The organism is Actinomycetota bacterium, assembly GCA_005888325.1.
In the GTDB taxonomy this organism is placed as follows: domain Bacteria; phylum Actinomycetota; class Acidimicrobiia; order Acidimicrobiales; family AC-14; genus AC-14.
The window spans coordinates 50,637-75,079 of record VAWU01000023.1 but is presented as its reverse complement, the minus strand read 5'-3'; the positions used below and the strand labels follow the sequence as shown (position 1 = coordinate 75,079).

Below are 24,443 nucleotides of genomic sequence, written 5' to 3'. Positions count from 1 at the left end.
TTCGCCCGAGCTGGCGCGACAGCACGCACGGTCGCCGGCGGCCGATCGCATCCGCTTCCTCGGCCACCGCGACGACGTTCCCGACCTCTTGGCGGCGGCCGACGTGTTCGCGTTCCCATCGCTCTACGAGGGCACGGGCGGCGCCGCGATCGAAGCGATGGCGATGGGCCTGCCCATCGTGACGAGCGACATCGACGCGATGCGCGAGGTGGTCGAGGAAGGCCGCAACGCCCTTCTCGTGCCGCCGCACGCGCCGCGCCCGCTGGCCGAGGCCATCGCCGCGCTGCTCGACGACCCCGCCCGCCGGCTCGCGTTCGGCGCGAGCAGTCGCGCCATCTTCGAAGCCCGCTTCACGCTCGCGCGCAGCGCCCGCGCCATGGTCGAGCTGTACGGCCGGGTCAGCGGGTGAACCAGAACGACGCGCCGTGCTTCGGCAGCGCCGGGTCGAGGCCGAGCTCGCCCCACAACGGCTGCAGCTCGCGTCGCAGCTCCTTGTCGGCGCACACGAAGTTGACCGGCAGCACGATCTCCACGTCGCGCGCGCCCAGCAGCCATGCAGCCAGGAGGTACTGCTCCGAGTACCACCGCCCCACGAGCTCGGCGGGGTAGTCGCGGGGCAGGTAGACGTCGTGCACGTGCACGAGCACGCCGGGCGCGAGGCCGGGCACCACCTCGAGCAGCAGCACGGTGACGTCGGAACCGGTGAACGTGCGGTGGGAGCCGTCGATGAAGAGCAGGTCGCCGGGGCCGAGCTCGAGGAACGGTTGACGGTCCTCGAGCGCCTCGACCGGCCGGCGGATGACGAGGTCGCAGAGCTCGTCGACGCGCGCCCGGGGCTGCGGGTCGATCGACGTCAGCGTGGTCGCCAGCCCCTCGTCGCGGATCGCCCGCCGGGCGAAGCGGGTGGAGTGGCCCGAGCCGACCTCGACGTAGCGCTGCGGCCGGTTGCGACGCAGCAGCCCGTACAGGGCCACCGCGTCGAACGGCGGCAGGAACGGGTTGTCCCAATGGGGCTCGAGCGCCGCCGGGTCGGAGGTGACCGGGATCGCGCGCAGCTCCGGGGCGTAGGCCGTCAGCGCCTGCAGCGTGTCGCGATAGCGGGTGCGGCCCGCCTCGATCAGCTCGTCGATCCCGGGCAGCAGTGGCTGTCCGTACCCCCAACGGGGATGCGGCGTGAACGGGTAGTCGAGCCAGATGGGGAACCGCGTGCCGGAGAGCCGGAACGCGCGGTACGCCTCCGACAGCGCGCGCCGCGCTCGCATCGCCACCGGTCTAACCGCCCTGCGCGGTGTCCGCCGCGAGGGCGGTGACCGACCGGCGCACCGTCGACCACTGGTAGCGCTCGAGGAAGCGCGCGTGCGCGGCCTCCACGAGCCGGGCCCGTAGCGCGTCGTCGGTGAGGGCCGCGTGACAGGCGTCGGCGAAGGCGGACGGGTCGTCGGCGACGAGCAGGTGCTGGTCGGCGACCGCGTCGAGGCCGGCGACCCCCGCGTGCGTCGCGACGACCGGGATGCGGTGGGCGAAGGCTTCGAGGATCTTGATGCGCGTGCCACTGCTGTAGCGCACCGGCACCACGACGACATCCGCACGAGCCAACTCGGTCGCCATGTCGTCGGCCCACCCGGTGGAGAGCACGTGGGGAGGATCGTGCAGCTCGCGGACGCGCCCGTCGGCCTTGCCGACCAGGTGGACGACCGCGTCGGGTAGGCGCTCGCGCAGCCGCGGTGCGACCTCGGCGACGAGGTAGCGCGCCGCGTCGACGTTGGGCGGGTAGGTGAGCAGCCCGGCGAACAGCAGCGCCGGTGGCCGCCCCGCGCTGGCGCGCCCGAGCGGCACGCCGGGCGCGTCGTAGCCGTTCGCCACGACCACCGCGTTGGCCACACCCAGGCGCTCGGCGTCGGCCCGGCTGCAGACGACCACCTTGTCGACGGACCGGGCGACGGAGCGCTGCAGGTCGCGCCAACGCCGAGCGTTGACCCGGGCGAGCGCCCCCCGAGCCAGGTCGGCGGGATGCTGCACCAACGAGCTGCCCGGTCCCGTGTGCCCGTTGGACGACAGGCGGTCGAGGATCTTGGCGTCCTCCAGGTCGTCGAGGTCGACGATCGCGGGGGCCGCGATCTCGTCGCGGAGGGCGACGTGGGCGCCCGCCCGCTCGTACCACACCAGGTCGTAGTGCGGCGCGGCCCAGCGGCGGAAGCGGCGGCGCACGGTGTCGTGGTCCCATCCGAAGAGCTCGGCGGGGAACGCGCCCGTGACCAGCCAGGACGCACGCCGGAGGCCGCTGTACCGCGAGCGCGGCCGCCACGCCACCTCCACCCGCTCCACCGGCGCATCCGCAGGCACGGCGCAGTCCTCGGTGCGCGTCGGGTCGACGAGCGCGAAGAGGTCGACGGGGCCGAGCTCCGCGAGCGCGCCCAGCACGTTGGCGATGCGCATGGTGTTCCCACTGCGGACCGGCCACGGGAACGTCTCGGAGACGACCAACGTCCTCACGCCTACATGTTGTCTTACAGTCGGTCGGCCCATGAACGCGACGACCCGTGACACGCTCGACCGCCTCCTGGCCCGGAGCCCGGCCCAGTGGGCGTTCCACCGGCGCGCGGGCGAGCGGCTCGTCGTCCTGGCCTACCACGCGATCGACGACCCGGCCCGCTTCGCCGCCCAACTCGACCATCTGGTCGGCGCCGCGTCCCCGTTGCCGCTCGACGTGGTGGTCGACGCGGTGCACGGCCGGCGCGCCCTCCCCGATCGAGCCGTGCTCATCACGTTCGACGACGGAGCCCGGAGCGTCTACGACGAGGCGCTCCCGCTCCTGCAGGAGCGTGGTCTACCCGGCGCCGCGTTCGTCGTCACCGGCCTGCTCGACACCGACGAGCCCGACTGGTGGACCGAGGTGGAAGCGCTCGCCGCGAGCGAGGGGGCCGCCCTCGTGCGACGGCTCAAGCAGGTACCCGACGACGAGCGCCTCGCCACCATCGCGGACCTTCGGCGCGTCGCGTCGTCGCCCGCGCCGCGTGTCGCCAACCTGCGGCGGACCGAGCTGCGCGCGCTGGAGTCGGCCGGGATCGCGGTCGGCAACCACTCGCACACCCACCCGTGCCTGCCCCGGTGCCGCGACGACAAGATCCGGTCCGAGGTGGCCGACGCGCACGCGGCACTGATCGACGCGCTCGGGCACGCGCCCACCGCCTTCGCCTACCCGAACGGCGACTGCGACGCGCGGACGCGAGAGGCGGTCGACGCCTTCGGGTACGAGATCGCCTTCCTGTTCGACCACCGCCTCTCGCCCGCCGTCCCGACCGACCGGCTGCGCGTCTCGCGCTTGCGCGTCGACTCGACCACGAGTCTCGACCGCCTGAGCACCATCGTCAGCGGCCTGCACCCCGCGATGCACCGGTTGCGAGGCGGCTCCTGAGTGAGGGGCATTCCCGACGCGGCTCGGGCCGCGGCCAAGCGCCTCTCACCCCGCCACCGCCGCTGGCGGAGGCTCCTCGACAGCCTCTCCCTCGATCCCGACCGCCTCCCGCGCCCGGTCACCGCGCCCGGCGCTCGCGACTTCGTGATCTGCGGGTGCCCGCGGACAGGCACCGCCCTGCTCACGGCCATGCTCTTCCAGCCGCCGCGGGTCGTGACGGTGATGGAGCCGTGGGACGGGATGCGGTTGCCTCCCGACGAGCTCTTCGCATCGCTGCGCCGCGAGGTCGCAACGGGCCGGCTGCGGCGGGGCCGGCTCGACCTGTCCGCGCTCGAGCACGACGGCGCCGTGGTCTGGTGCCGCGACGGTCAGCGCGAGCACCGGGTCGACGCCGCGCCCGATCATCTGCTCGGCGTGAAGTGGCCCGCGTTCTGGCGCTACCTCGAGCTGCTTCCCGCGACGCGCTTCCTCGTGTGCCTGCGCGACCCCGCCGCGACCGTCCACTCGTTCGCGCGCGTCGGTGGTCGCCTGTCAGAGGGTCTCGACTACGAGACGCCGTTCAACCGGAGAATGAACGAGGCCCTCACCACCGCCACTCCCGACCCGGCTGAGCGGCGCGTCCTGTTGTACGACTACATCAACGAGCGGCTCCTGCCGCACCTGAGCCGGCCCAACGTCCTCGTCGTGCGTTTCGAGCGCTGGTTCACCGAGCCCGCCGCGCTCGTCGCCGACATCGGCCGCTTCCTCGGCGTCGAGCTGCGGCCCGGCGTGGCGCGCGTCGACGCCCGGCAGGCGCACGCGCCCGACGACGAGGAGACGCTCGCGCTCGTGCGCCGGTACTGCCGCACCGCGCCCGCGCTCGGCTACACCCTGCCCTGACCGGGCCGGACCTGCCGGGCGAGTGCCCTAGAACAGCTCGACGTCGCCCAGCGTGAGCCGCCACGAACCGAGAGGCGGCTGCACCTGCTCGGTGACGCCGCGCCAGGTGAGAACGGGCCCCTGGCGCGGAAGCGGGAGGTATCCGGCGGCGGGCGCGCCGCCGCCGAGGCGGATGGCGTAATCGGCGCCGGCGGCACGCGGCACCGCGCGCAGGACGGCGGCCGTGGCGCGGCGGTCGCCGTCGGGCACGAGCACGTCGGCCACCACCGCCTCGAGGGCCTGCCCGCGACGTCGCAGCCGGAAGACGGCGAACCCTTCCTCGAGGCGAGTCCCGCGGAGCAGGACGCGATAGGCGAGCGGCGGGAACCCGGTGTAGCGCCAGCGGATGAACGCGGGCGTGCGCCGCGTGCGCAGGCCGTCGACGCGGGGCTGCGATGCGAGCAGCCCGTCGAGCGCGCGCTCGTCGGTGAGCGCGTCGCACGCATCCAGGCCCGCACCCGTCGGTGTCGACCAGAGATCCGCGGCCGTGCGCGCCCGGGCCATGCGCGCCATCGCGGTCGGAGAGCGGGGTCGGGCCGACACCGGCAGCCGGCCCACGACCTGCCAGCCCATCTTCAGATAGCCCGGACGGCTCTGGTCGTTCGGCGTGTTGAAGATGAAATGCAGGCCTTCGCGGCTGAGGTCGTCGATCGCGTGCAACGTGAGGGCCGAGAAGATGCCGCGACCCTGATACGCGGGATCGGTCGCGGTGTCGACGGCACGGGCGGCGCGCACCACGTCGTCGCCGCTTTCGAACTCCCAACGCAGGAGCACGCGGAGACCGACCAGGCGCTCGCCGTCGAGCGCGACCCACGCAGGCGACGGCCCGAACGGGTTGTCGCGGTGCTTCCACCGGAAGAAGGCGGTGTGGTGCTCGTCGGCGAGCCAGCCGAGCGACGTCTGGAGCAGGCCGAGCACGGCGGGCTCGTCGGACGCGGTGTACTGCCGCACGGCGAGGCCGCGCATCTTACGTGATCACCACGCGTCGCACGGCCTCGAGGCGAGCCAGACCGTCGACGGTGTCGGGCTCGAGGTAGTTGCCCTCCGCCCACTCGTTCCACGCGGTGACGAAGACGAGCCGGTCGTCGAGCGGCTTGGACCCGGCTGCGTCGACCAGCTCGCGCAGACCGGCTTCGAACTCGTGCGCGGTGCTGTCGACGAGGACGACGCCGTGCTTGCCGCGGCGGGGGGTGCTGTCCCAACCGGCCATGATCGTCGGTAGGTAGGGAAAGTCGAACCGGGCCCGGCGCCGGTTCATCAGCCGGCGGGCGTCGGCGTACGAGTACACCCTCAGGCGCGCGCTCATCACACCGAGACGCGCGTTGCGGCGCAGCCGGGCGCGCCCGGTCCCGTCGGTGAGCGCACCGGGAAGATCGCCGAGCTGGGGCTCGAAGTCGAGCGTGGTGTCGAAGCCCAGCGTGCGACAGTCGGCCGTGCGGTTCCACGAGTTGATCCCGATGAGATAGGGCTCGCGCAGGCCCGCGCGCGCACACTCGCGACGCAACGTATCGGTGGTGCGCCGCGGCTCGGGCAGGTCGTCTGGCCGGTAGACGAGGAAGAGAGGACGCCCGTGCACCCGGAGAGCGCGCTCGTCGCCCAGCGCGGGGATCAGCCAGCGCGCGTGTTCGAGATCGTCGTCCGGCGAGTAGCGCTGCTCCTGCAGCACCTCGCCCCGTCCGAGCCACGTGCGGGTCCAAGGCTCGTTGGCCCAGGCCAGACAGAAGGGGAAGTCGGGCTCGCCCGACCGCAGCACCTCGTCGAAGGGTCGCTCGAGCAGGCGCTTGCCGCTGAACCAGTAGTGCCAGTAGCAGAACCCGGCGAGGCCGTGGGCCGCGGCGAGCGCGGCCTGGTCGGCGCGCGTCTCGGGCAGGCGCAGGTCGTAGAAGCCGAGGTCGGCGGGCACGCGCGGTTGGCGGTGGCCGCGGAACAACGGGCGCGCCCGGCTCACGTTCGTCCACTCGGTGAAGCCCGTCCCCCACCAGCGGTCGTTCTCGGGGATGGGGTGGAACTGCGGCAGGTAGAAGGCGACGACCCGGGCACGCACCTGGTCGGCGCCTCCCGTCTCAGCCGTCGTCATCGTCGACGGGTGGCAGCGCAACCCCCTCGAGGAGGTGCTGGCGGCCCAGCTGGCGGGCGAACGCCACCAGGTCGCCGCGCACGCGGGCCGGGTCGGTGGCGAACGTCCGGCTGAGGTCGGCGGTGAGCTCGTCGAGCGTCGCCGTCCCGTCAAGACGGGCCCAGACGACGGTGGCGACGGCGTCCAGCAGGTGGAGGACTCCACTCGTCTCGTCGTAGAGCACGGTCTCGCCGTCGAGCTCGACAGCGGTCACCCATGCTCCAACGGCCGGCGCGTAGGCGCCGTTGATCCGGTCGGGGTGGATGGACGCAGCCGACACTCTATCCTCGGGGTGAAACGACGAGCAGAGCTGGTGGGAACGGCCTGATGCACATGCGATCGCAGCCGCGCGGCCCGGGAGCCGGGGCGTGAACCGGTCCCTCGGCTTCTCGGGGGCGAGGTCGGCGCGTCTCAGCGGCGACCGCGCGGGCGGGAAGTCGCCGCGCAAGGGCTCGGGCTCGATGTTCGGCATCATCTTCGCCCTCATCATCAGCGCCTGCATCAGCGCGGCGATGGCGAACTCGAAATCGTACGACGTGGCGGGTGCGTTCGTGGTGACGCCGATCCTCCTCATCGTCTCGCTGCCCTTGTTGCGACGCCTCGCGCAGAACGAGGCCGATCCCCGCATGCGCCGCCTCCTGCTGGTCGCGCTCGTCATGAAGTTGATCGGGGCCATCGTCCGTTACGCGGTCATCTTCGAGGTCTACGCGGGGTCCGCCGATGCGGCCGGCTACCACGACGACGGCGTCAAGCTCGCAGAGCAGTTCCGTCACGGCAACTTCACCGTCGACGTGGGCAAGGTAGTCGGCACCGGGTTCATGCGCATCCTCACCGGCGTCGTCTACACCATCATCGGGCCCACCCAGGTGGGTGGGTTCATCTTCTTCTCGTGGCTCGGCTTCTGGGGCCTCTACTTCTTCTACCGAGCGTTCTGCATCGGGCTGCCGACCGGCGATCATCGCCGCTACGCCCTTCTCGTCTTCTTCATGCCGTCGCTCCTCTTCTGGCCGTCGAGCATCGGCAAGGAAGCCTGGATGATGCTGTGCCTCGGGATCGCCACCTATGGCGCGGCGCGGGTGCTCCGTGGCCTCCATGGCGGCTATCTCATCGCCGCGACCGGTCTGCTCGGCGCCACCATGGTGCGGCCCCACGTGAGCGTGGTGTTCATGGCCGGATTCATTGCCGCCTATTTCCTGCGCCGCACTCCCGGCCGGCAGTCCGCGCTCGGCCCGATCGCCAAGGTCATCGGGATCGTCGTGCTCATCGCCGCCTCCTCGGTGGTGCTGCGTCAGAGCGAGGAGTTCCTGAAGGTCGACTCGCTCAACTCGCAAGCCGCCGACCAGGTCCGTCAGAACATCCAGAAGAACACCACGCAGGGGGGCTCGCAGTTCGACACCGCGAAGAAGGGCGGGCTGTCGTCGCTGCCGTTGGCTGCTGTCACCCTGGTGTTCCGACCATTCCCGTGGGAGACCCGCAGCGCTCAGGCGCTGTTCGCCTCGCTCGAAGGCGCGCTGATCTTGTTTCTGTTCATCCGGGCGCGCAAGCGCCTGAAACGCATCGTCCGCGTGAGCTTCGAGAACGCGTACGTCGTGTTCGCCACCGTGTACTCCATCGTCTTCATCTACGCGTTCTCCGTGGTGGGGAACTTCGGGATCGTGAGCCGCCAGCGGGTGCAGCTCTACCCGTACATCTTCGTCCTGCTGGCGCTGCCGCCGGTGACCGGAGAGGTGAAGAAGCGGCGACGATCGAAACGCGCCCGCCCGGCGCGCGGTCGTGGCTCGCGCAAGATGACCCTTCGGGTGTGACGCGGCGCGGCGTCGCCGCCGGTGCCTACTCGCCCCACGCCATGTCGCGCCCGAGGAGCGCCGACAGCTGCTCGTTCCGGGGTGCGAAGTACCGGGCCAGGTCTGCCTTCGCGGCGTCCGACGGGCCCCGCTCGCCGGTGCCCGGCTGCGGACGGCTGTAGTTCGGGAACGCGCCGGGCTGCCACGCGGGCAGCTCGAGGAACTCGAGGATCTCGCCGAAGGTCCTGGCGGGACGATGGAAGAAGTCCTCGCTGCGCACCACCAGGACCCGGTCGCGCCGGAAGTGGGTGAACCAACGTTCGAGCTGTTCCGCATAGGCCCCACGTGCGGCGTACGAATAGCGGAGCAGCTGCGCGGGATGGCCGAGCGGGTCGTCTCGGAGCCGGGCGCGATCGGGGGCGGTGCGCTCCTCCTCACGCGCGATCGCCTCGTCGAACGACAGGTCCTCGAACCCCAGCCGCACCATGTGGCGGTAGTGGGAGTACGCCCGCGCGAGCGGGTCGCGCAGCAGGGCGACGAGTTTGGCGTCGGGCACGAGGTGAGCCGCACGCTCGGGCGCCAGCGGATGGAACAGGTAGTCGGGCGTGGCCTCGAAGCTGGCGACGCGCGCGTGCACCCGCCGGCGCCGCACCGCGAGCCGCGCGCGGGTCGGGAAGTGCGTCCGGTACCACGCCTCCCCCATCGCGAAGTGGCGGGTGAAGTAGCTCACCTCCTTGCGCGTGGCAGGTACGACGCACGGGTGCAGGCCGAGGTCCTTGAACAGCGAGTCGGTGCCGCAGCGCTGGCCCCCGATGACGAGGAAGTCGGGCAGCACGCGCAGGCCGCTGGTCGGCCGGCGCGCCGCGTGGCGCATGCGCTGGACCGTCCGCCGGGTCGACGGCGGGAGGCGGGCGCTCAGCACCTCGACCGGCTTCGACACGGCGAGCGGGTGCGCCGGGTCAGGCGCCGGGCTCGCGCGCCTCGATGACGTCGCGGCGCGACAGCTCCTCGAGCACGGGCGCGATGTCGGCGGCGACCTCGTCGGACGTCGTGCCGTAGACGTCGGCCAGCGCCCGGGCCGCCTCGTCGAGCGCGATGGGCTCTGCGAGCAGCTGCCAGAGGTCGACGCCGGAGCCCTCGAGCGTGAACACCTGGCTGCCGTCGGCGGGCAGCAGCACGACCGCGTCGCCACTCCGCCGCCACAGCACCCGCTCGCGCCGGGCGTACCGCCTCGTCACGACCCGACCGCCGAGGAGCCCTGCTCGTGGCCTCCGGGGCCGGCCGGGCCCTGCTCGTGGCCTCCGGGGCCGGTGGCCGGGCCCTGCTCGTGGCCTCCGGGGCCGGCCGGGCCCTGCTCGTGGCCTCCGGGGCCGGCCGGGCCCGGGGCCACGTCAGGCAGGACCCTCGCGCCCCAGGAAGTCCTCCGCGCCCGCCGACCACGACCACCGCAGGCGGGGCTTGCCGTCACTCACACGCGAGCCGGGCCCCGCCGCGGGCGCCTCGTGCACGACCGGCTCGTCGGCCGAGGCGTTGGTGGTGTCGGGCCCGGTCTTGGCCGGCGCCCTCGCCGAGCTCTTCTTCGCGGCCTTCTTCGCGCTCCGGGCCTTGGTCGCGCGGCGGATGCCACCGCCGGCCGGGCTCTTCCAGCTCGGCAGGTTGAGCTGGTACTGCGGCGGCCGGCCGTAGGGTGAGCGCACCCGGCGGCTGGTCGGCACGCCGACGAGCACGACACCGAGCACCCGGGCCCCCATGCGGACGAGCAGCTCTCCCATCCGGAACGCGGCGTCGTTGGTGGTGGAGCCGCACTTCAGCACCGGGATCACGCAGTCGACCTCGGGCATGAAGTCGATGGCGTCGTTGACGATCAGCGTGGGTGCCGTGTCGATGAGGACGAAATCGGCCAGGTTCCGGGCCTCGCGAACCAGGTCGGCGGCCCGGGCCAGCAGCCGGCCGGGGTTGGCGACCCGCGAGCCCGCGGCGATGACCTGCACGCCGGGCACCTTGGTGTCCTGCGCCACGTCGGCGAGGCTCGGGGCGTCGGGGCTGCCGGAGAGGACGTCGCTCAGGCCGGGCTCGACCTGCACGCCGAAGAGCCTGTGCGCCTGCGGCGCCCGGAGGTCGGAGTCGAGCACGAGGACGGTGTGCCCGCTCTCGGCCAGGCACACGGCCAGGTTGGCGACGGTCATCGTCTTGCCTTCACGCGGGCGAGGCGAGCAGACGAGCACGACCTTGGGGGTGGCCCCATTGCTGTCCCCGACCGGTCGCCATTCGCCCACGCCGCTCGGGACCGCGGCTGCGGCCTCGACCTCGGGGTGTCCGCCGGAGGCGTCGGGAGTGGGTGGCGCTTCGGTGAAGACGCGCGTCGGCATGCGCAGCAACGAGGTGCGCAGGACGCGGTACCCCTCGGCTAGCGGCGAGAGCGGTCGGTTGAAGGCCAGGATGCCCGGCACGCGCCGGGCCCGGCGGGACAGGAGTGGGATCTCTGCCACCACCGGGAGGCCCAGGAGGTCTTCGACCTTGGCGCGGGTGCGCAGGCGGGGATCGAAGAAGTCGATGGCGAAGGAGACGCCGGCCCCCACCAGCAGCCCGATCAGCAGGCCGATCACGGCGCGGATGCGCCGCGGCTTCGGGTGGAAGGTGGCCGCCGCCCGCTGGGCGAGGAAGCGGGAGAGGTCGGTGCGCCCGCCGCGGATGCTGCCCGACTCGAGCGTGAGCAGCGCTGGGAGCGGGTCGGGCCGGTTCTGGATGATGTCGACCTGGTTCATCGCCCGGTCGACGCGCACCTGGAGGGGCTGACGCCGGGCCTGGAGGGCGGCGACCGTGCCCGCGTCGGGCGCGCGCGCGATCTGCAGGTTGATGTCGTTGATCTGGCCCTGGATCTGCTCGGCCGCCTTCAGCTGGGAGTCGATCTGCAGCTGCCGTCGCTGCGTGGTTTGGTCGGCGAGGACGGTCTTGAGGGAGTCGGCGAACGTGTCCGCGATGAGCGCCGCCCGCTTCGGGTCGCGGTCGTTGGCGGTGATCGTCAGCGTGCCGACCTCCACGTTGGGTCGGGCCTGGACGTTGGCCGACCGCACCAGCTCGAACGCCTCCTTCTTGTAGCCGAGGCGTTCGGCCGCGAGCTTGGGCACCTCGCCCACCTTGATGAAGAGGGCGTAGACGTTGAGCGGCTTCTGGGTGTCCTCCGGCGCCAGCGTGTTGTTGGCCAGGATCAGCGTGTGGGCCGCCCGCACGCTTCTGGGGAACGGCACGACGGGCGGCTTCGCCTTGGGCGCGGTGATGACCGCCGCGACCGCGCCGATCAGCCCGAAGGCGACGATCAGCCGCCAGCGCCGCTTGACGAGCTTCAGGTACTCGATGAGGTCCAGTTCGGCTTTCCGTTCACCAGATCGACCACGAAGCCCATGTTGGGGTCGTCGTTGATCGATGTGATCCCAGCGGGTGCCTCGACCTCGAGGTCGAGCGCCCAGGCCCCCCTGGCCAGATCCAAGAGTAGGTGGGCCGCCTCGTCATTTCGATTGCACCCCGCCAGCTCCTCCAGGCGGGCGAGGCCGGCTGATAGCAGCTCGTTGTCGACCCGATCGGGCTTCACCCGGACGATGGACGGGTGGACGGTGGGCTCGGACTGCTCCTCGGGAGCGCACAGCTCCTCGGTGAGCTTCTCGCCCGGCCGCACACCCGTCACCCGGATCTCGATGTCGGCCCCGGCCCTGCGACCGGAGAACCGGATCATCCGCTGTGCCAGGTCGAGGATGCGCACCGGCGTGCCCATCTCGAGGATGAAGATGTCGCCGCCGGTCGCCAGCGCCGCGGCCTGGAGCACGAGCTGCACGCTCTCGTGGACGCTCATGAAGAACCGCGTCATGCGCGCGTCGGTGACGGTGACCGGCCCGCCGGCGGCGATCTGGCGCATGAACGTGGGGACGACGCTGCCGCGGCTGCCGAGGACGTTGCCGAAGCGGACCGCGCAACAGACGGTGTCGTCGGGCGACTCCGCCAGCATGATCTGCTCGCCGAGGCGCTTCGACGCGCCCATCACGTTGACCGGCCGCACGGCCTTGTCGGTGGAGATGAACACGAAGCGCTCGACGCCCGCGCGCTTGGCGGCCCGCACGACGGTGCGGGTGCCGAGCACGTTCGTGGTGACGGCCTCGCACGGGTGGTCCTCGAGGAGGGGGACGTGCTTGTGGGCCGCGGCGTGGAACACGACCTGCGGCCGGTGGCGATCGAACAGGGCGTCGAGGAGCGCGGCGTCGCGGATGTCACCGAGCAGCTCGACGACCGGCCCCTCGACGCTGGCCGCCACCTCGTAGAGGTGGGTCTCGTCGTGGTCGACGAGGATGAGCGCGCTGGGCCCGAGGCTCGACACCTGCCGGGCGATCTCCGAGCCGATCGAGCCGCCGGCGCCGGTGATGAGGACACGGCGGCCCTCCAGCAGGCGGCGCACCGCATCGAGGTCGGTCGTGACCTGCTGTCGGCCGAGCAGGTCCTCGATCCGCAGGTCGCGCACGTCGCGCATCGAGACGCGTGCGTTCATGAGGTCGGCGACGCTCGGGAGCACCCGGAGCGGGAGGCCCGCCACTTCCGCCGCGTGCACCGCCCGGCGCACGACCGAGTGGTCGGCCGACGGGATGGCCAGCACGACCTGGTGCACCTCGAGCCCGGTGAGCGCACTGGGAAGGTCGTCGATGCCGCCGACCACCGGCACGCCCATCAGCTTGCGGCCCTGGGCGCGCGGGTCGTCGTCGAGCACCGCGACGGGCACGAGCCCGGCGCCGGGGTTGCCGAGCATGTCGCGCAGGATCGCGGCGCCGGCCTCGCCTGCGCCGACTATGGCGATCCGCAGGCCGGGCGGGGCGTCCGAGCGGCGGTTGAAGGCGAAGAGGCGGGACTGGAAGCGACTGGCGCCGGCGAGCATGGTGGCGACCGTCGCACCGAGGAGGACGACCGAGAACGGCGCCAGCCGGCGCCCGGGCAGCACGAGGTCGGCGACGAGGAGGGTGGTGAGGCTCGTGCCGCCGGCGAGCACGACCTGCCTGGCCTCCTGGATGCTGGCGTGCCGCCAGAGCCGGCCGTAGAGGCCCCACGCCCAGTTGCTGCTCAGGTGCACCACCAGGGCGACGACCAGGAACTGGTAGAAGCCGTCCCAGTTGCGCGACGGGACGGTGCCGTCGAAGCGGAGGACCATGACGCCGATGTAGGCCGCCGACACCAGCACCAGGTCGAACGTGGCGAACAGGAGGTCGGCTCGCATCTGCGCCGCCAGGCTCGCGACCCGCGCCCAGCGCACGTGGCGCCGGGGCGTGTTCGGGGACCGCTGGTGGTTCATCGCTGAGACTCCTGCAGATCGGCCTTGGGGAGCGGGTGTGTGTCAGGGGCGAACCTCACCCTGCGTGAGCAAACTACTCAAGGTCAGGAAGGGCGCGAGTGGCGCATCCCCCCTTGTGCGGTGCCACCGCGCCTACAGAACTCTTGGGGAAAACGTCGCATTTGCATACCCCCCCGGATTTGCAAGGCTGCCCCTCACACCCGCGACAGATGAATCACTAGCCGTGGTTATCCTAGAGCCGCACCGGCACCGGCACCAGTCCCAAACCCCAGATTTTCGATGCCGTTCGGACGGCCGTCGACTACGGCGCGACGGCGACGTTGCCGATCTCGTAGAGCGTCACCCCATGGTGCTCGAGCGTGGTGGAGAGGCTGAGGGCGTTGCCCGGCGTCGCCATGTCGGTGGTCGAGACGACCTGCATGATCGAGGCGTTCTTGTAGACGCTCTGGTAGTTCTTCCAGCAGAACTTCCAGGCCTGCGTCAGGTTGAGCGGCACCTCGGAGGAGTACTTCGACTTCAGGTAGCCGTTGTCGGGAACCTTGCACCCGGCCGCGTTCCACTGCCACGTCGGCCAGAAGTTGCCGTGGGTATCGTCGACGACCCACTTCTTGACGTTCACCGTCGTCCCGGTCGCCGGTGTGATGCGGCTGAGGTTGAGCCCGGCCGGCTCCGCGGTGTTGGCAGTGCTGCTGGGGTTGTGGTTGAGGAGGAAGACGTAGGCCGTCTTGGTGACCGGGTTGTAGCCGGCGACCGATTGCACCAGGTCGGCCGGGTCTGCGGAGCTGCCGCTCTTCACGGAGGTCAGCCGGTTGGAGCCGGCCAGCCGCGAGGCCAGGTCGATCACGTTCACGTAGGACGGTCGGATGCCGCCGATGAGGCTCTTGGTGCTCAGGCTCAGCGGCGTGAACGAGCTGGCGTTGAGGTCGAGCAGGCGCTTGAACAACAGCGCGGTCCACGAGCCCTGCCAGGTCATGCCGGTCACGCTGTGGGCGAGCTCCTTGTTGTCCGGGCCGTTGAGGATGCCGCCCTCGTCGACGCCGATCGGAAGGTTGACGAGCCCGAGCTGGTTGGCCCGGTCTCGCATGTCCGCGATCGTGGCGTCGAGGTTGGACACGTTCCCCGGGTAGCCCACCTTGTTCTCATAGAAGGAGACCGTCACGAAGTCGAGCTGCGTGTTGGGGCCGCCGTTGTAGAGGTTGGGCCCCTGCACCACGTGGTTCAGCAGGTTGCGCTCGTCCCACAGACCGGGGATCACGCACATGCAGTGGACGCCGACGTTGACGAACGGCGCGCCTAGCACCTCCTCGAGCGTGCCGACCGAGTAGTCGTAGAGCTTGAAGTACTCGTTCTGCGTGCTGAGCCAGTTCTGGTCGGCGGTCATGAAGCTGGCGCCGTTCTCGAACTCGGACACGACGCCGAACTGCCAGGTACGGACCTCGTCGATGCCGAACTCGCTCACGAGCGACTGGAGCATCCACCAGAGGTAGTCGTGATACGCCTGATAGCTGGATGGCGGCCGCGTGTTGATCTTGAAGTAGAAGCCGATGGCAGGCGGGTTCGACATGCTGACTGGCACGACGCCCAGGTCGATGTACGGCTTGAGGCCCTGGCGCAGGATGTTGCGCGCGGCGCGGTGGATCGGAAAGAAGTCGTACCCCGAGGAGGGTCCCACCGAGTCGTCGTTGAACATGTCGCGGTCGATGACGCATCCGGGGTACGCGTTGTAGCAGCCGCCCCCCGCGTACTGCAGGTAGGCGGTGCGCAACCAAGGGTAGGTGGTCCTGACGTAGTTGGGCGCCTTGGCTTCGATCGTGTCGGTGTTCCACGTGCTCTTGTAGTGGAAGAAGATCATGTTGGAGAAGATGTTGGGGATCGGCGCCGCGGCGGTTCCCAGGTCGACCGCGAAGCTGGAGTCGCCCCCCGCCCCCGCCGGCTCGGCCGTCAGGAGCTGCGCCGGCACGAGCACGGCGATGGAGCTGAAGAGGGCCGCGACCCGGAGGAGCCTCGGATGCCGCACGCGCCCTCCCTCTCGCTTCAGTGCCGGCTTCAGACTCAGTGCAGGCTTCAGGTTCAGTGCTGGCTTCAGATTCAGCGCTGTTTCCCCCCACGTTTTCGGAAGCCCCGCGGGGGCGTCCCCTCGAGCCGAGGGTAGCAATCCGCCATCTCGAGCACTAGCGCGCGCTTTCGCGCACGGTCACGGCTGTGCGTCGGCCGGGGGCGAGGCCCGATCGCGGGCGAGACCGGCGACGACGTCGGCGGCGAGGAGCGCGGCGCCCACCCAGGCCAGGTTGTGCGAGACGCGGAAGAACGTCGGCCACTCGAACACCGACGGGTAGTTGGCGATGTACTGCAGGGCCGCGGTGTAGAGGCCCGCGGCCGCGAGCCCGCCCACCGCACCCAGCGTCACCAGGGCGCGGGCGCGGGGGACGAGCACGGCGGCCAAGGTGAGCCCGCCCGCGAGGACGCCCGTCGGCAGCCCGGCCACGAGCGTGACGACCACCGCCACGCCGGCGGTGACGACCGCGGTCGTGGCCCGTCGTGGCCGGCTCCCGCGGTGGCGCCACGGGGGCACCAGGCGGGGCTCGGGAGCGCCGCCGAGCGCCCGCTTGCGGCCGGGGTTGGCCAGCGCGAGCGCGAGGCACAGCAACAGGCCGAGCGCCGAGATCGGCAGCATCACCCAGACCCGTCGCTGCGGCGTCCACTCGAGGTCGACCGAGACGTCGCGTCCCTGGGGATCGGGCCGGATGAGCCACCCGTTGGCGAACCCGTCGATGACGGTGGGCGGCCCGAGCGAGCGGCCGTTGGTCTTCGCCTCCCACCCGAGGTTGTGGCTCTGGCCCAGCACGAGCCAGAACGGCTGGGTGGGAGCGGCCACCCGCACACGCTTGGCCGTGCGGCCGTCGCGCTCGATCGTGATCGCAGGCGAGGGTCGCGACGGCGGCGAGGGCGGCGCGACGCGGCCGGGTGCGGGCGGCGGCAGGCTCGCCCCGCCCGCGGCCGAGGAGAGAACCAACCGGTCGAGGTCGATGCCGGTGCGCCCGCCGCTCGTCGTGCGCAGGACGTGCTCGCCGGGCGCCAGGGTGAGGCCACCGGCATCGGCGCCGCAGAGGTCGACCGCGAGCGGCCCGCGCGCCTCGGCGGCGGGGGCGTTGCCGGTGACGCGCACCTCCACCTTGCGCGCATCGACCGTGAGAAGGTCGGCGCGGCAGCCGCTGTCGAACGCGGTGGGCGTGGGCGACATCCGCACGCCCGGGATGCCGGCCTCGGCGATGGCCACGGGCAAGGGTTCGTCGGCCCCGGTGAAGTAGTTGCGGGTCTTGCGCGCCTTCACCTGCTCGAGCACGACCCGAACCGTCTGGCCCGTGAGCGGCCGCCGGAGCCGAAGCGGCAGCGCGACGGTCGCGCCCTCCCGCGACCGGCTCGTGATCTTCGGGACCGAGACGCGGCGTACGCCCTGCTCGGTCTCGACCCGGAGCTTGGTCGGCAGCGAATGGCGCTTGTCGGCCACCAGGACGAGGTCGAGGTGGTCGAAGGTGACCGGTGCGGGCAGCTTGGCCTCGATCCACTTCGTCGTGGGGCCGGCGAACGGCGGCGTCCATGCCGTCGCGGGATCGCCGTCGAACGCGGAGGAGGCGCGGGCCTGCAGGTCGCCGGGGAGACGAGCGGAGGAACGGGCCACGATCCCGCCGCCCTTGCCCACGACCGCGTCGACCTCTTGGTCGTCGCGGCCCAGCGAGAGGCGGGCGGTGCCGGTGACGCCGAACGACCGGGACACCGGGAGGCTGAAGGCGCGGGCGATGTAGTTCTCCTCGTCGGCGCGGGGAGGGAACCCGTTGGAGCGCTGGCGGTCGAGGAGGATGTCGAGCCGGTGGTCGATCGAGCCCGCGCTGGCCGCGGCGAGCAGGTCGCGCGGAAGCCGGATGACCTCGTCGGCGCGCGCCTTCACGCCGTCGAACCCGACCTCGGCCATGCCGACCGCGCTGAGGCCGCCGTACGTCTCGCGTGGGCCGAAGTTGAGCCGGTCGATGCGCAGCGACATCGTCTTGAAGGTGCGGCGCCCGATGTCGACCCACTCGCCCTGGCCTCGGCGCGACGCGCTCCCGAGCCGGATCTGCTTGGACGCGCCGCCGTCGAAGGTCAGCGTGGCCCGGGTGATCCAGCGGTTGCGATCGCCGTTCACGGGTTGCAGCAGGCGTACCCGGCTGGTCGTGACGGGATGGGCCAGCTCGATCTCGAGCCGCTCGCCTCGAGGGTCGTCGAAGGCGCCGACCCGCCAGGCCGTGAAGCGGTCGCCGTCGAGGGCGCGGACGGCACGGTCCTCGGGGGTGTAGGAAACCGGGTTGGCGTAGTGGGTCGCCTGGACGCGGCGCACGCCACGCTGCTGGGCGACGGTGAACGCGTCGTCGCCCGCGCGGGGGAAGACGTCGAGCCGGGCGTCGACCAAGTCGTCTGCGAGCTTCTTCTCCTCCGCCTGCTCGGTGTAGCCCGTCACCTCGCGCACGGTGCTCCACCGGCGCGCCCGGCGCCGGTTGCTGTCGGTCAGCACCAGGTCCGCCCCCGCAGCGAGCACCCGCTTCATCCCCGCGGGGTCGCCCGCGAACGAGCCCGAGTAGAGGAGCGCGCTGGGCCGGTCGAGCAGGCCGATGGCGGCCGCGTCGACCACGCCCTCGCCGTCGCCGGCCAGCAGCACGGGCCGGTCGGCTGCCGCGGTCCGCACGATCGGGGGCGCGCCGCGCACCGCGAACGCGGAGACGGGCGGGGGGTCCGGCTCGCCCGGCGGCTCGCTCAGGGCGAGCTCGTCGATCATCGGGTACTGCTTGGGCGTGTTGCGCACCGGGCGCCCGAAGCCCACCGGGTCGGCCAGACCCGCGGGCGGGGGGGTGAAGAACCGCCAGGTCGGGCGGGGCCTCGGCGTGTTGAAGCGCTCGAACTGCAGGTCCGACCGCAGCACCACGTCGCCGACGCTCATCAGCCGCGCCACGGGCGCGATCGCCTCGGGCTCCAGCACGCCCTCCTGGAGCCGGCGGTCGAGCGCGTTGAGCAGGTCGGCCGAGGGCGGCGAGCCGTATGGAATCAGCTCCCGGGCGACGTAGGGGCGGTCCATGAGCCCGGGCGTGATGGGCTCGACCGTGTTGCCCCAGCGGTACGACGTGAAGTCGGACCCGGGGAGCTCGAGCACGCGGGTGTCGTGGCCCCGGGCGTCGAGCCAGTCGGCGGCCTTCTGCCAGTAAGCGGGGATGTGCTCTGGGCGCTTCAGGTTCTCCGCCACCAAGCCGCCGGTGAAGAGGGCGGGGAGGTTGGCCGCCGCCAGCCCGGCGAGCGCGATCGCGACCCACGCGGCGCGGCGCGGGCGGGTGCGCGCGAGCGCGCTCACCCCCGCCGCGAGCAGGACCGCGCACCCGAGCGCGACGATCGGCACCACCCGGCCCGAGCTGCGCATCGCGAAGGCCGCAGTCGATTCGTTCGACGCCTTCTTGACCACGCTGCCCCAGATCGACGGCCCGTCGTACGGGTAGGCGCCGACCGCGATCACGGTGCCGACGAAGATCAGTGCGACGAAGTAGGCGCGGTGGCGCCAGCGCACGGTCACCGCGGAGATGAAGGCGAAGGTCGGCAGGGCGAAGCTGGCCAGGAGCAACGCGATGTTCTGCGTGTACGGGACGGACGACTCCGTCCATGGCCCGAGCTTGTCGCCGCCGTAGAAGAACCAGTAGCCGAGCCCGCGCAGCGTCTCCGACGACAGCGAGGTGAGCGCAACCGCTCGCATCGTCTCGGAGTACGCGAGCACGTCGAGGCCGTAACCCGCCTGAATGCTCAGCCCCGCGATCCACCACAGCGAGGTGACCAGCGTCAGCACGCCGATCCTGGCCATCGTGGCGAGGGCCTGCCGGGCCGACGCCTGGTGCTCGACCCAGACCGCGAACGGGAAGTAGAGGACCGGCCCCAGCCCCGCGTAGATGAGCGCGGTGGCGTTCACCCCGCCCACGATCGCCACGACCACTGCGAACAGAGCCGGGTAGCGCCATCCCCCTCGCCGCAGGGCGAGGATGGCGAGCCCGAGCATCCACGGGAGGCCGGCCCAAGGCAGGAGCAGCACCGAGAGGCGGGCGGCAACCGTGAGCAGGTAGGGGCTCAGCATGAAGACGAGCGCGCCCACCATGGCCCCCGGCCCGCGGATGTCGAGCACCCGGAAGAGAAAGAGCATCCCCGCCCCGGCGGCGAACATGATCGTCGCCAGCCAGAGTCGTTGGGCGACCCAGTCGGGCGACCCCACCTGCTGGAGGACCCAGTAGAACGGGCCCATCGGGAACAGGTAGCCGATGTTCTGGTGCGTGACCGTCCCCAGGCCGACGTTGGGGTCCCACAGCGACGCGGCGCAGCCCAGCATCCGTCCCGGGTCGAGGTAGAGGTACTGCTTGGTGTCCGCCCCCACCTGCCCGGGCTTGGTCAGCAGCAGCGGCACGTAGGCGAGCGCGGCGAGGAAGGCGTGGTTCCTGAGCGAGCGGCGACGCGCCGCCCCCGCAAGGTCGGGTCTGTCGCCGCCGGACCGCACCGTCGCCGCGCCGCGGGCCCGGGCATCACGAGTGCCGATCACGTTGTGGCGCCGCCCTCCCGGCTGATCTTGTCGTGGTGTGCTGAGGGGGCCAGTCGGGCCACCGCGCGTCGGCAATGGTACGGCACCCCGACGGGGTGCCACCCGCGCCCCTCTTCACGCCGTACGTTGCCCGATGACCGGGAAGACGGCCACAATGCCGCCGCCACCCCGCGCCCCGGGAGGATCCGATCGCCTTCACCACATCACGTCGAACGCTCGTCGTCGTGCCCACCTACCTGGAAGTGGAGAACATCGAGACCTATCTCCGCCGCGTCCGGGCCGCGGTGCCGACGGCCGACGTCCTCGTCGTCGACGACAGCAGCCCCGACGGCACCGCCGGCGCGGCCGAGGCGGTCGCGGCCGAACTCGGCCAGATCGACGTCATGGTGCGCCCGGCGAAGAACGGTCTCGGCAACGCGTATCGCGCCGGCTTCGGACGGGGCCTCGAACGGGGCTACGAGGTGCTGGTCCAGATGGACGCCGACCTCTCGCACGACCCGGCCGCGCTGCCGACGCTCCTGCAGGCGCTCGACGACGGGGCCGACTTCGCCATCGGCTCGCGCTACGTGCCGGGGGGCTCGATCCCGCACTGGCCCTTCCACCGACGCGCCCTGTCGCGCTACGGCAACCTCTACACGCGCTTCGCGCTGCGCATGCCTCTGTCCGACGCCACGTCGGGCTACCGCGCGTACACGGCCGACATCGTGCGCGCCATCGACCTGGTGAACACGAAGGCGAACGGCTACGGCTTCCAGATCGAGCTCGCGTACCGCGTCTCGCGCTACGGCGGGAAGGTCGCCGAGGTGCCGATCACCTTCACCGACCGAGTGCGCGGGAAGTCGAAGATGTCGTGGGCCATCGTCGCCGAGGAGATGTGGCTCGTCACCGGGTGGGGCGTGCGCGACCGCGTCCGCAACCTGGCCCGCCGTTCGCGCGCTGCGGCCTAGAGCTCGCGGGCGTCAGCGGGTGGGCGGGGCCACGAACACAGCGGTCGGCAGTCCCAGGTCGCGCATCCTGATCATGAGCTCCCGGGGGCGCTCAGGCACGCGGCTGTCGAGGATGGTGGTGAAGAGGCTGTTGTCGACGGCCGGCACGAGGGCGACGAGCCCGACCGCCCGCAGCCCGCGGATGGCTTGTCGTCGGAGGCGGTCGAACTCGACCCGCTCCGCGGAGCTGCGCGGGTCGACGTAGGCGACCTCCTGGGCCCCGGGCCGGGCGCGCCACGTCGCGATGTCGGAGCCCACCGCCAGGTGCACCTCGGCCGACGCGTCGGAGGGGTCGAGGATGCGGTGGGATCTCACCCCGGCGAGATAGATCTTGCGGGCGCCGACGTCGAAGCCGCGGCGTTCGAGCTCGTTCAGCAGGCCGAAGCCCTGCGCGCCGATGGAGACGGGGTCGAACCAGGTGACCAGGTAACGGCCGTGGCGGCCGTCCGGCGGCCGCCTCGCGAGCGCGTCGACCGTCGGGGGGACGAGCCGGCCCAGCGTCGCCGAGAGTCGCGGGGCGGGGTCCTCGGCGCGCGCCGCATCGACAGTGAACGCCGTCGTCGACACGATGATTGCGCAGAGGAGCGCAACGCTCCCCACCGTGGCCAGCCGCGGCCGCGCGACGGGCCCCAGCCGCCTCCCGACGACGATGCTCGCCGTCCACGCGATCGCGAGCAGGAGCAGGGCCGTGATTCCCCAGGCCCAGAGGAACAGGTAGTACCAGACGAACCCGTGCACGCGGCTCATCGACACGACCGACAGGACCAGCCCGCCGGTCAGCACCGCGTTCAGGCGCACGAGTGGCCGGTGCCGCAGCCGCCAGGCCACGAAGGCGGAGGCAGCCCACACGAGGAGCAGCGCGAGGCCGGGGACGAGCGCACCGGCGGTGGCGCGCGGCTGCTTGGCGACGAGCTTCCAGGGGTTGAGGTGCACCAGCAGCAGCTCCAATCCCTGCCGGGCGCCGATCGGCGGCTGCGGCGGGTGCAAGAGCTCGTGGCGGACGACCGACAGGTTGCCCGGCGAGTGGGTGAGCTCCTCGATCACCGGCGGCAGCCAGAGGACGATGCCCGCGGCCGCGGCCATGAGCGTCCACGCGACGAGCCGGCGCAGCCCTCCCGGCGCCTCGCGGCGCCGCGCGTACGCCCTTCCGAACGCGAACGCCAGCGCACCCGCGAAGAGGCCCCCCGCCAGCCCGAGGTAGGGAAGGTGGGTCTGCATGCAGAACGTCCCCGCGAAGACCGCGACGGGGAGCATCGGCGGGTCGTCCGAGACGATGGACCACACGGCCAGCACGAAGACGAGCCACCACATCACGGGCAGGTACGGGTTCCACGCCTCCGTGAGGATCTGCGTGCCGTAGGCACGGGCGAGCAGCGCGACCACCGCCGCGACTGCGAGCACGAGCCGGAGCCCGCCGCGCCGGAACGCGATCCACAACGCGGTGCTGATGGCGAGGACGTGGAGCGACGCGGCCGCCGCCTGGAGGGCCCATGCGTGCGCGCCGAACAGCTCGTAGAACGGCCACAGCGCCCAGAAGCTCAGGGGGCCGGGGTGGCTTCCCTGCTTGTCGAGGGAGCCGAGACGGCCCGCGAGGCCGATCAGCGGCGGGTGCCCGGTGCCGACGTCGCGCACCTGCAGCTCGGTCTGCGCCAGATCGTCGGTCGGGTGCCATGTCGGCTGCCGCAGCACCGCGAGCGCGACCGCCAGAGGCAGCGCCAAGAGGACGACGAGCGCCGGCACCCGGAGCGCGCGGCGCCGGGCGCGGGCGACTGCCGATCGTGAAGGGCGAGCGGGCCGGCGCGCCCCGCGCGGGGCCGCTTCGGCCCCCTGGCCCTCCGGGACCTCGGCAACGTCGTGGAGCGACGTCCCGGGTGAACGGCCGGAGCGCATGGCGCAGAAGTATACGAACGGCCCTCCGTGGCCGGGTCGCGCACGCCGTGCGGTCTACCCTGCTCCGGCCGTGAAGATGTCCGGAACCGTCGCCGCGGAGACCGCCGGCCAGCAAGCGTCAACTCGAGCCGACCGTTCGCGTTTCTGGTGGCTGCTCGCTGCGATCGCGGTGATCGCGTTCGGTGTCCGCCTGTGGTTCGTGCTGACGCTCGCCAGGAGGAACCCCACCGGCGGCGATCCGTTCTACTACCACGTTCAGGCGAACCTGCTCGCCGACGGCAAGGGATTCAGCGAGCCCTTCACGTTCTCGCGGACCGGCCGGCTGATCGCGACCGCCTATCACCCGCCCCTCTTCTCGCTTCTGCTCGCGGTGTCGTCGTTCTTCGGGGGCACGAGCTGGTTCGCGCACAAGCTGGTCGCGAGCGCGGCCGGAACGGGCACGGTCGTCGTCGTGGGCCTCGTGGCCCGCGAGGTGGCAGGAAGCCGGGCGGGCCTGATCGCGGCCGCGTTCGCCGCGGTGTACGCCAACCTCTGGGTCGTCGACGGGATTCTCATGCCGGAGTCGCTCTACGGGCTCAGCATCGCGGTCGTCCTGCTCGCGGCGTACCGCTACTGCCGGACCCCGCGACTCGGCCTCGCGATCGGCACCGGAGCCGCCATCGGGCTCGCGGCCCTCGTGCGCGGCGAGGCGGTGGTGCTCGTGCCGGTCCTCGCCGTGCCGCTCGCGCTGTGGGCGAACCGAGACTGGTCGCGCCGCCTTCGCCAGCTCGGCGCCATGCTGGTCGCCGCGGGGTTGGTCATCGCGCCGTGGACCCTTCGCAACCTGGTCCGCATCCACCCTGCGGTGGTTCTCTCCGTCAACGCTGACGATGTGGTCGGCATCGCCAACTGTCGTGACACCTACTACGGACAGCTCGTCGGGTTCTGGTCGATTCGCTGCTACGAGCCCACGCCCCCCGGCAACGAGGTCGAACGCGGACGTGCCTACCGGAAGCGGGGCATCGCCTACGCCCGCGACCACCTGGGCCGGCTGCCGTACGTCCTGCTCGCGCGCCAAGGACGAATGTGGGACGTATTCCGCACGAGGGAGACGGTGCTCCTCGGCCGGATCGAGGGCCGCGATGAGAACGTCAGCCGCGTCGGCCAGCGGATGTATTGGGCGGCCATCCCGCTCGCGCCGATCGGCCTCGTGCTGCTCCGCCGCCGGCGCCGCCCGATCCTCCCGCTCGTCGCCCAGCTCGCGCTGGTGGCGATCACGGGGGTGCTCGCCTACGGCCAGGTCCGGTTCCGCATGCCGGCCGACGTCGTGCTCGTCGTGCTCGTCGGCGTTGTGCTCGACGCGCTGCTCGGGAGCAGGCTGTTCAGGCGCAGGACGGCGGACGCGCGTCCCTCCTCCGTGCACCCCTGAGCCGC

At 71.9% G+C, this 24,443-nt stretch carries 18 protein-coding genes and 1 pseudogene; 6 read left to right on the top strand and 13 right to left on the bottom strand.

The window, feature by feature from the left end; translation table 11 throughout:
* Positions 1–88 precede the first annotated feature (88 nt).
* The gene (locus tag E6G06_07570; GenBank protein TML91994.1) at positions 89–409 is read left to right on the top strand and encodes a glycosyltransferase family 4 protein; all 321 of its coding nucleotides are present in this window, start codon (positions 89–91) and stop codon (positions 407–409) included.
* On the opposite strand, the gene E6G06_07565 is transcribed toward E6G06_07570, so the two are convergent.
* Entirely contained in the window at positions 399–1,262 is an 864-nt protein-coding gene (locus tag E6G06_07565; GenBank protein TML91993.1) for a class I SAM-dependent methyltransferase, read from the bottom strand. The two genes, E6G06_07570 and E6G06_07565, sit on opposite strands and share 11 nt — an antisense overlap.
* A gap of 10 nt (positions 1,263–1,272) precedes the next feature.
* The gene (locus E6G06_07560) at positions 1,273–2,547 is read right to left on the bottom strand and encodes a glycosyltransferase (protein ID TML91992.1); all 1,275 of its coding nucleotides are present in this window, start codon (positions 2,545–2,547) and stop codon (positions 1,273–1,275) included.
* Between E6G06_07560 and E6G06_07555 the strand changes: the two genes are divergently transcribed.
* Positions 2,525–3,415, top strand: coding sequence for a polysaccharide deacetylase family protein (locus E6G06_07555; GenBank protein ID TML91991.1), 891 nt, complete (start codon positions 2,525–2,527; stop codon positions 3,413–3,415). The two genes, E6G06_07560 and E6G06_07555, sit on opposite strands and share 23 nt — an antisense overlap.
* The gene (locus E6G06_07550; GenBank protein ID TML91990.1) at positions 3,416–4,294 is read left to right on the top strand and encodes a sulfotransferase; all 879 of its coding nucleotides are present in this window, start codon (positions 3,416–3,418) and stop codon (positions 4,292–4,294) included.
* Between the two features lie 27 nt (positions 4,295–4,321).
* Here E6G06_07550 and E6G06_07545 read toward each other — a convergent pair whose 3' ends face one another.
* The 3 genes from E6G06_07545 to E6G06_07535 are packed head-to-tail and all read right to left on the bottom strand — an operon-like array spanning position 4,322 to position 7,125.
* Positions 4,322–5,299 (bottom strand): GNAT family N-acetyltransferase, encoded by a 978-nt coding sequence (locus E6G06_07545; protein ID TML91989.1) that lies wholly within the window; start codon positions 5,297–5,299, stop codon positions 4,322–4,324.
* A 1-nt stretch (position 5,300) separates the two neighbouring features.
* Positions 5,301–6,410: a hypothetical protein gene (locus E6G06_07540; GenBank protein ID TML91988.1), complete on the bottom strand. Its 1,110-nt coding sequence runs from the start codon at positions 6,408–6,410 to the stop codon at positions 5,301–5,303.
* On the bottom strand, positions 6,397–7,125 hold the full coding sequence (locus tag E6G06_07535; GenBank protein ID TML91987.1) for a PqqD family protein: 729 nt from the start codon (positions 7,123–7,125) through the stop codon (positions 6,397–6,399). Before E6G06_07535 ends, E6G06_07540 begins: the two co-directional genes overlap by 14 nt.
* Here E6G06_07535 and E6G06_07530 point away from each other — a divergent pair.
* Positions 7,076–8,254, top strand: a complete 1,179-nt coding sequence (locus tag E6G06_07530) for a hypothetical protein (protein TML91986.1) — start codon at positions 7,076–7,078, stop codon at positions 8,252–8,254. The genes E6G06_07535 and E6G06_07530 overlap by 50 nt on opposite strands.
* 25 nt (positions 8,255–8,279) lie before the next feature.
* On the opposite strand, the gene E6G06_07525 is transcribed toward E6G06_07530, so the two are convergent.
* From E6G06_07525 to E6G06_07495, 7 genes and pseudogenes are all read right to left on the bottom strand, one after another.
* Positions 8,280–9,173, bottom strand: coding sequence for a sulfotransferase domain-containing protein (locus E6G06_07525; protein TML91985.1), 894 nt, complete (start codon positions 9,171–9,173; stop codon positions 8,280–8,282).
* 19 nt (positions 9,174–9,192) lie between these two features.
* Positions 9,193–9,471: a PqqD family protein gene (locus tag E6G06_07520; protein ID TML91984.1), complete on the bottom strand. Its 279-nt coding sequence runs from the start codon at positions 9,469–9,471 to the stop codon at positions 9,193–9,195.
* Positions 9,472–9,500: 29 nt separating this feature from the next.
* Positions 9,501–9,614: pseudogene (locus tag E6G06_07515) on the bottom strand (CD225/dispanin family protein).
* A 10-nt stretch (positions 9,615–9,624) separates the two neighbouring features.
* Positions 9,625–11,481, bottom strand: a complete 1,857-nt coding sequence (locus tag E6G06_07510) for a polysaccharide biosynthesis tyrosine autokinase (protein TML91983.1) — start codon at positions 11,479–11,481, stop codon at positions 9,625–9,627.
* Between the two features lie 95 nt (positions 11,482–11,576).
* Entirely contained in the window at positions 11,577–13,559 is a 1,983-nt protein-coding gene (locus tag E6G06_07505) for a polysaccharide biosynthesis protein (GenBank protein TML91982.1), read from the bottom strand.
* Positions 13,560–13,860: 301 nt separating this feature from the next.
* The gene (locus tag E6G06_07500) at positions 13,861–15,576 is read right to left on the bottom strand and encodes a hypothetical protein (GenBank protein ID TML91981.1); all 1,716 of its coding nucleotides are present in this window, start codon (positions 15,574–15,576) and stop codon (positions 13,861–13,863) included.
* 177 nt (positions 15,577–15,753) lie between these two features.
* The gene (locus E6G06_07495; protein TML91980.1) at positions 15,754–20,256 is read right to left on the bottom strand and encodes a DUF3367 domain-containing protein; all 4,503 of its coding nucleotides are present in this window, start codon (positions 20,254–20,256) and stop codon (positions 15,754–15,756) included.
* A gap of 86 nt (positions 20,257–20,342) precedes the next feature.
* Between E6G06_07495 and E6G06_07490 the strand changes: the two genes are divergently transcribed.
* Positions 20,343–21,101 (top strand): polyprenol monophosphomannose synthase, encoded by a 759-nt coding sequence (locus E6G06_07490; GenBank protein ID TML91979.1) that lies wholly within the window; start codon positions 20,343–20,345, stop codon positions 21,099–21,101.
* Positions 21,102–21,113: 12 nt separating this feature from the next.
* Here the strand turns inward: E6G06_07490 and E6G06_07485 are convergent, their stop codons facing one another.
* Positions 21,114–23,030: a hypothetical protein gene (locus E6G06_07485; protein ID TML91978.1), complete on the bottom strand. Its 1,917-nt coding sequence runs from the start codon at positions 23,028–23,030 to the stop codon at positions 21,114–21,116.
* Between E6G06_07485 and E6G06_07480 the strand changes: the two genes are divergently transcribed.
* Positions 23,029–24,438, top strand: a complete 1,410-nt coding sequence (locus E6G06_07480; GenBank protein TML91977.1) for a hypothetical protein — start codon at positions 23,029–23,031, stop codon at positions 24,436–24,438. The genes E6G06_07485 and E6G06_07480 overlap by 2 nt on opposite strands.
* The last annotated feature ends 5 nt before the right edge of the window (positions 24,439–24,443 follow it).

What these genes read in the sequence shown, in the direction of transcription:
- E6G06_07565 (TML91993.1), bottom strand. Translation starts at nt 1,262, where the DNA reads ATGCGAGCGCGGCGCGCGCTGTCGGAGGCGTACCGCGCGTTCCGGCTC.
- E6G06_07555 (TML91991.1), top strand. Translation starts at nt 2,525, where the DNA reads ATGAACGCGACGACCCGTGACACGCTCGACCGCCTCCTGGCCCGGAGC.
- E6G06_07545 (TML91989.1), bottom strand. Translation starts at nt 5,299, where the DNA reads ATGCGCGGCCTCGCCGTGCGGCAGTACACCGCGTCCGACGAGCCCGCC.
- E6G06_07540 (TML91988.1), bottom strand. Translation starts at nt 6,410, where the DNA reads ATGACGACGGCTGAGACGGGAGGCGCCGACCAGGTGCGTGCCCGGGTC.
- E6G06_07530 (TML91986.1), top strand. Translation starts at nt 7,076, where the DNA reads ATGCGCCGCCTCCTGCTGGTCGCGCTCGTCATGAAGTTGATCGGGGCC.
- E6G06_07535 (TML91987.1), bottom strand. Translation starts at nt 7,125, where the DNA reads ATGGCCCCGATCAACTTCATGACGAGCGCGACCAGCAGGAGGCGGCGC.
- E6G06_07505 (TML91982.1), bottom strand. Translation starts at nt 13,559, where the DNA reads ATGAACCACCAGCGGTCCCCGAACACGCCCCGGCGCCACGTGCGCTGG.
- E6G06_07480 (TML91977.1), top strand. Translation starts at nt 23,029, where the DNA reads ATGGCGCAGAAGTATACGAACGGCCCTCCGTGGCCGGGTCGCGCACGC.
- E6G06_07485 (TML91978.1), bottom strand. Translation starts at nt 23,030, where the DNA reads ATGCGCTCCGGCCGTTCACCCGGGACGTCGCTCCACGACGTTGCCGAG.